The sequence below is a fragment of the Streptomyces sp. NPDC020845 genome (assembly GCF_044334165.1).
Taxonomy (GTDB): Bacteria; Actinomycetota; Actinomycetes; order Streptomycetales; family Streptomycetaceae; genus Streptomyces.
The window spans coordinates 1-5742 of sequence record NZ_JBIRSJ010000063.1; the positions used below are offsets into that span (position 1 = coordinate 1).

Below are 5742 nucleotides of genomic sequence, written 5' to 3' on the forward strand. Positions count from 1 at the left end.
GCATGCGGAGCATGCATCAGCACCCGCTCATGCACACCATCCGTGTCCCCGGCCCACGCCCTGTCCAAAGCCAGCTCCACCACACCCCGGTGCGGCACCGCCACACCCTTCGGCTCACCGGTCGAGCCCGAGGTGTACATCACGTAGGCCAGCTGCAGCGGATGCCGACCGCCCACCACCACATTGCCCTCATCAGCCCCAGCACCGGCACCGGTCAGGACCTCGCCGGTCACCTCGACCACACGCGCGCCTTCGGCGAACCCGTCCGCCTGAGCAGGCCGGTCGGTCAGCAGCACACGAGCACCGCAGTCACGCATCACCGAGCGCAACCGCTCCACCGGATAGCCCTCATGCAGCGGCACATAAAACGCACCCGTCTTCAGCACCGCCAACAACACAGCGATCAGATCGGCGGAACGCTCCATCCACACCGCCACCGCATCCCCCGGACCAACCCCCAGCCCCACCAAATGCCGCGCCAACCGGTTCGCCCGTGCATTCAACTCGCCATAGGTCAACTCCTGGCTGTCAAAGAGCACCGCGACCGCATCCGGAGTCCGCTCCACCTGCGCCTCGAACAACTCCGGCAGCACCACATCCGGCATCCGACGCGCCCTGTCATTCCAGCCGACCAGCACCTGCTGCCGCTCCGCCTCACCCAACACATCAACTCGCCCCACCGGCACATCCAGACCAGCGGCCATCGCCCCCAACACCCGCACCAGACGGCTGGCCAGCACCTCCGCCCACTCACGCTCAAACAGAACAGGCTGATAATCCAGCCGCAGTTCCAACCCCCGCCCAGGAACGACCATGAGGCTGACTGGATAGTGAGTGGCATCGCGCACGGAGATGTCCGCGACCTGTACTTCTTCGTCCAGTGCCGCGGACGCCGCGGATTCCACTGGATAGTTCTCAAATACAACGACTGTGTCGAACAGCTCCTCATGGCCGCTCGCACGCTGAATGCGAGACAATCCCAGGTGCTGGTGGTCCATAAGACGGGCCTGCTGGTCCTGCACCTGTGTCAGCAACTCCCCCAACGGCTGGGAAGAGTCGAGACGTATACGCACAGGCAGAGTGTTGATGAACAGCCCGACCATCTTATCGACGCTCGGGATCTCCGGCGGTCGGCCGGCCACAGTGGCGCCGAAGACGACGTCATCGCGCCCGGTCATCCGGCTCAACAAGATGGCCCAGGCACCTTGGATCAGGGTATTGAGCGTGAGGTCATGAGCGCGTGCCGTGGCGCTCAGCGCGTCGGCCAGCTCTTGCGAAACCGTATGCGTCAGCCGATCGGGAGCGGCAGCGGTCTGTTTCTTCCCCGAAATATCGATACGGGTGGGGCCGTCCAGATCGGCCAATGCCTCTTGCCAAGCCGTCTCCGCGGCTCCGGTGTCCTGCCTGGCTATCCACGCCAGATAATCCCGATAGGACGGCACGAACGGCAGCTGTGAATCATCGCCGCAACACTTGTAGAGCGTGAACAGCTCGCGGAAGAGAACAGCATTGGACCATCCGTCCAGCAGGATGTGATGGTTCGACCAGATGAGACAGTGCTCGTCCTCGCGCGTCCGGACCAGCGTGCAACGCAGGAGCGGAGCCTTGCTCAGATCAAATCCCAGAGCCCGGTCTTCCTCTGCGATCCGGGTCAGTTCGGCGTCGCGTTCAGCCGATTCAAGGTGTTCCAGATCAACTTCACGCCAGGGCAATTCAACCTCGCCCATCACCATCTGAATGGGCTTCCCTGACTTACGGTAGCGAAAGCGGACCCGCAAGCTCGCATGCCGCGCGAGCATCGCCTCTGCCGCGAGCCTGAGCGCACCCGTGTCCAGCTTTCCGGCCAGCCGGATGACAACCTGAACGGCGTAGGTGTCCGCCGCCTCATTGTCGTACAGAGAGTGGAAGAACAGCCCTTCCTGCAGGGGCGACAACGGCAGGAGATCCTCGATGTTCGATCGCTTCACAGCAGATTTCCTTCCGCTCCGTCTTCCATCGCAGCAAGCTCGAACTCGTCGATTTCGTCCTGACTCAGGTCGAGCAGCCCTACATCGGACGGGGTGAGCCCTCCGGCGTCCGGCTGTGCCGCACGGTCCGCCATGAGTGCGAGGACTTCAAGGAAAGAGTCCGCCAGCTCCTGAACCCGTTCTTCGGTGAGCACACCGGTCGGCCACGACCATGTCACCATCAACTTCGGCCCGTCATGGGTGTCCTGAACCACCGCATCGACGATGAGGCTATGGCTCATCGGCATATCTGGATCGGCTCCAGCTCCCGCCTTGCTGTTGGGAACGACGGTCCAATTCGCCGCTGCCCGCGAATGGCTCTCCCCCGTGACAGCCACTCTGCCCAGATAGTTGAAGAGGATTTGAGCGCTGCTCTTTTGCCGCAAATCCGAGCTTCCCTGCGGATGGAGATGGCGCAACAGCCCGTATCCCATACCGCTGTGTGGCACAGCCCGCAGCTGTTCCTTGACGCTCTTCAGCGCGCCGTCGACAGCGGATCCACGCAGGCCGCCCCTCCCCCGGGTCTCCGTGGTGATACGCACGGGGAACGTACTCGTGAACCACCCGACCGTACGTGACAGGTCAGTCCCGTCCACCCGGTGTTCGCGGCCGTGTCGCTCGAGCTCGACCAGCAGATCCGTACCACCGCCGGCCCCAGTGCCATCTCTCCAGCCATCAATGGAGAGCGCGAGAGCGGTCAGCAGGACATCGTCGATGCCGCAGCGGAACAGCGTGGGGATGTGAGTAAGGAGAGAGGCCGTCTGCTCCACTGGCAGTGCGAACGTCAGGTCCCCCGCCGTCGCCCAGGTGTCCTTGCCCGGTTGCAGCGCCCGCGTACCCAACAGGGGATCCGGGGCATCGAGGATCTTCTCCCACAGTGGCAGCTCCACAAGGTGCTCGTCCGCCTGCGCGACCAGCCTGGTGGCCCAGTGGCGGAACGAGGTGCCCACCGGCTGAAAGACAGGGTCGGCCCCGGTCGTGGCCGCTTCCCAGGCCGTATGGAGGTCGGGCAGCAGGATGCGCCAGGACACCCCGTCGACCACCAGGTGGTGCGCCACCACCAGCAGCCGTCCCGGCGCGTCGGGGCCGAAGTCAAACCAGACCGCCTGAACCATCGCCCCTGACCTCGGTGAAAGCCGCTCTCGCGCGGCTTCCGCCTCAGTCCCGATCATCTTGCCCACAGCGTCTTCGGCCAGTCCGGCCACGTCCACACGCCGCACACACTCCGCCGCTCGCACGGCACCGACCGCGGGGATATGGAGCTCCCATTCTCCGTCCCTGTCGATCAGTCGGGCACGGAGCGCATGATGGTGATCCAGGATCGCCTGCACCGCCACGACCAGTTCCTCCAGCCCCAGTCGCCCGGGAACCTGGAGCAACACCCCCTGGCTGAACCGGTCGATGGAGCCACCCCGCTCACGCAGCTGATGCATGACCGGTGTCAGGGCCACAGCGCCGAATGGGCTGTCGCTCTTCGTGTCCGCCACCGCCGCCTCGGCATTGGTCGCGACCAGTGCCAATGCCTCCACGGTCTTCCGCTCGAACACGTCCCGCGGGGTGATGACGAGGCCTGCTGCCCGTGCGCGGGCGACGAGCTGGATCGACACGATGCTGTCGCCACCTAGGTCGAAGAAGCTGTCATCGACGCCGACCTTGGGAACGCCGAGGACTTCGCCGAACAACCCGCACAGCAGCTCTTCCCTGGGTGTCCGCGGCGCCCGTCCCGAAGCCGACGCGCCGTAGTCCGGAGCGGGCAGGGCCTTCCGATCCAGCTTCCCGTTCGGGGTCAGCGGCAGCCGCTCGAGCACCGACAACACCGACGGCACCATGTAGTCCGGCAACCGGTCCCTGGCCAGGTCAAGCACCTGGACGGTGTCGACCACCGCTCCCCCGCCCGCGGGCACGACATAGCCGACCAAGCGCCTGTCGCCGGGCCGGTCCTCCCGCACCACGGCAGCGGCTTGGGCGACGGCGTCATGCGCCACCAAGACGCTCTCCACCTCACCCAGCTCGATACGGAAGCCACGCACCTTCACCTGGCCATCCGCACGCCCCAGGAACTCCAGCGCCCCGTCCGGCCGCCACCGGACCACATCCCCGGTCCGGTACATCCGCGCCCCGGCCTCACCAAACGGATCCACCACAAACCGCTCGGCTGTCAGACCCGGCCGTCCCAGATAGCCTCGCGCCACTTGCGCGCCGGCCACGTAAAGCTCGCCGGAAGCTCCAACAGGGACCGGTGACAGCCGGTCGTCCAGCACATACAGGCGCGTGTTCCACACCGGACGGCCGATGGGCACCGAGGCGTCGCCGCTCTCCCGGCACTCCCAGTAGGTCACATCCACGGTGGCCTCGGTGGGCCCGTAGAGATTGTGCACGCTCGAGTTCAGCGTGCGGAGGGCCGTGTTCTGCAGCTCCGCCGGGAGTGCTTCTCCGCTGCACACAACGTTCCGCAAACTCCCGCACGCAGACGCGGTCGGCTCCTGGATGAACTCGCGCAGCATCGACGGTACGAAATGCGCCGTGGTAACCCCGGCATCGCGGATCAGCGCGGCAAGCTCGGCGGGATCCCGGTGGACACCGGGTGAAGCGACAACCGACACCGCTCCCGCGATCAGCGGAAGGAAATACTCCCAGACCGACACGTCGAACCCGGACGGCGTCTTCTGCAACACCCGATCATCGGCAGCCAGACCATATTCCGTCTTCATCCACAGCAATCGATTCACCACGCCGTGGTGCGGCACCGCCACGCCCTTGGGGTGGCCGGTGGAGCCGGAGGTGTAGATGACGTAGGCGGGATGCAGCGGCAGCAAGCGCGCGATGCGGTCGGCGTCGGTGATGTCGGCGGCGGGGTGTGCGGTGATGGCCGTACGGGTGTCGGCCGTGTCCAGTTCTATGCGGGGCAGATCGTCGACCGGGGGGAGGGTGGGTGAGGTGGTGGTGTCGGTGACCAGGAGTGCGGGGGCCGCGTCCTGAAGCATGTAGTGGATGCGGTCGGCGGGGTAGTCCGGGTCGATGGGCAGATAGCCCGCGCCGGTTTTGAGGATGGCCAGCAGGGTTACGACCAGTTCAGCCGAGCGTGGCAGCGCCACCCCTACCAGTTGCTCCGGCCCGGCGCCCCGGGCGATCAGATACCGCGCCAGCCGGTTGACCCGGGCGTTCAGGTCGCCATACGTCAGAGCCTGTCCTTCGAATTCGACCGCGACCGCGTCGGGGGTGCGCTTGACCTGGGCCTCGAAGAGCTCGGGCAGCAGGGCGTCCGGAAGCGGGTGTGCGGTGTCGTTCCAGCGGGTGAGGACCTGATGCCGCTCGGCCTCGCCGAGGACGTCGACCTGGCTGACGGCCAGATCCGGATCCGCGGTGACCGACTCCAGAACCCGCACCAGCCGAGCAGCCAACGCCTCGATGGTCGTGGCATGGAAGAGGTCGGTGCGGTAGTCGATGCGCCCGGTCAGCCCGTTGGGGGTGCCGTCGGCGGTGCGGTCTTCGCTGAGGTTGACCGTCAGATCGAACTTGACTGGCACCGCGCCCAACGGCTGCTCGGCGATGTCCAGGCCGGGCAGGTCCAGGTCTAGGTGGGTGTCGTTCTGGAAGGAGAACATCACCTGGAACAGCGGATGCCGGGCCATCGACCGCTCCGGGTTCAACACCTCGACGAGGCGTTCGAAGGGGATGTCTTGGTGTGCGTAGGCGGTGAGGTCTGTTTCTCGGGTGCGGTGGATGAGTTCGCGGA

Annotated in this window: 2 protein-coding genes; both read right to left on the bottom strand. The window is 65.8% G+C overall.

Going from position 1 to position 5742, the window contains the following annotated elements; all coding sequences use genetic code 11:
- Positions 1 to 1967: condensation domain-containing protein (locus tag ACH4U7_RS52980; RefSeq protein WP_398534908.1), on the bottom strand; the 1967-nt coding region annotated here is incomplete at its 3' end.
- The coding region (locus ACH4U7_RS52985) for an amino acid adenylation domain-containing protein (RefSeq protein WP_398534909.1) at positions 1964 to 5742 on the bottom strand (3779 nt) is incomplete at its 5' end. The genes ACH4U7_RS52980 and ACH4U7_RS52985, both read right to left, overlap by 4 nt.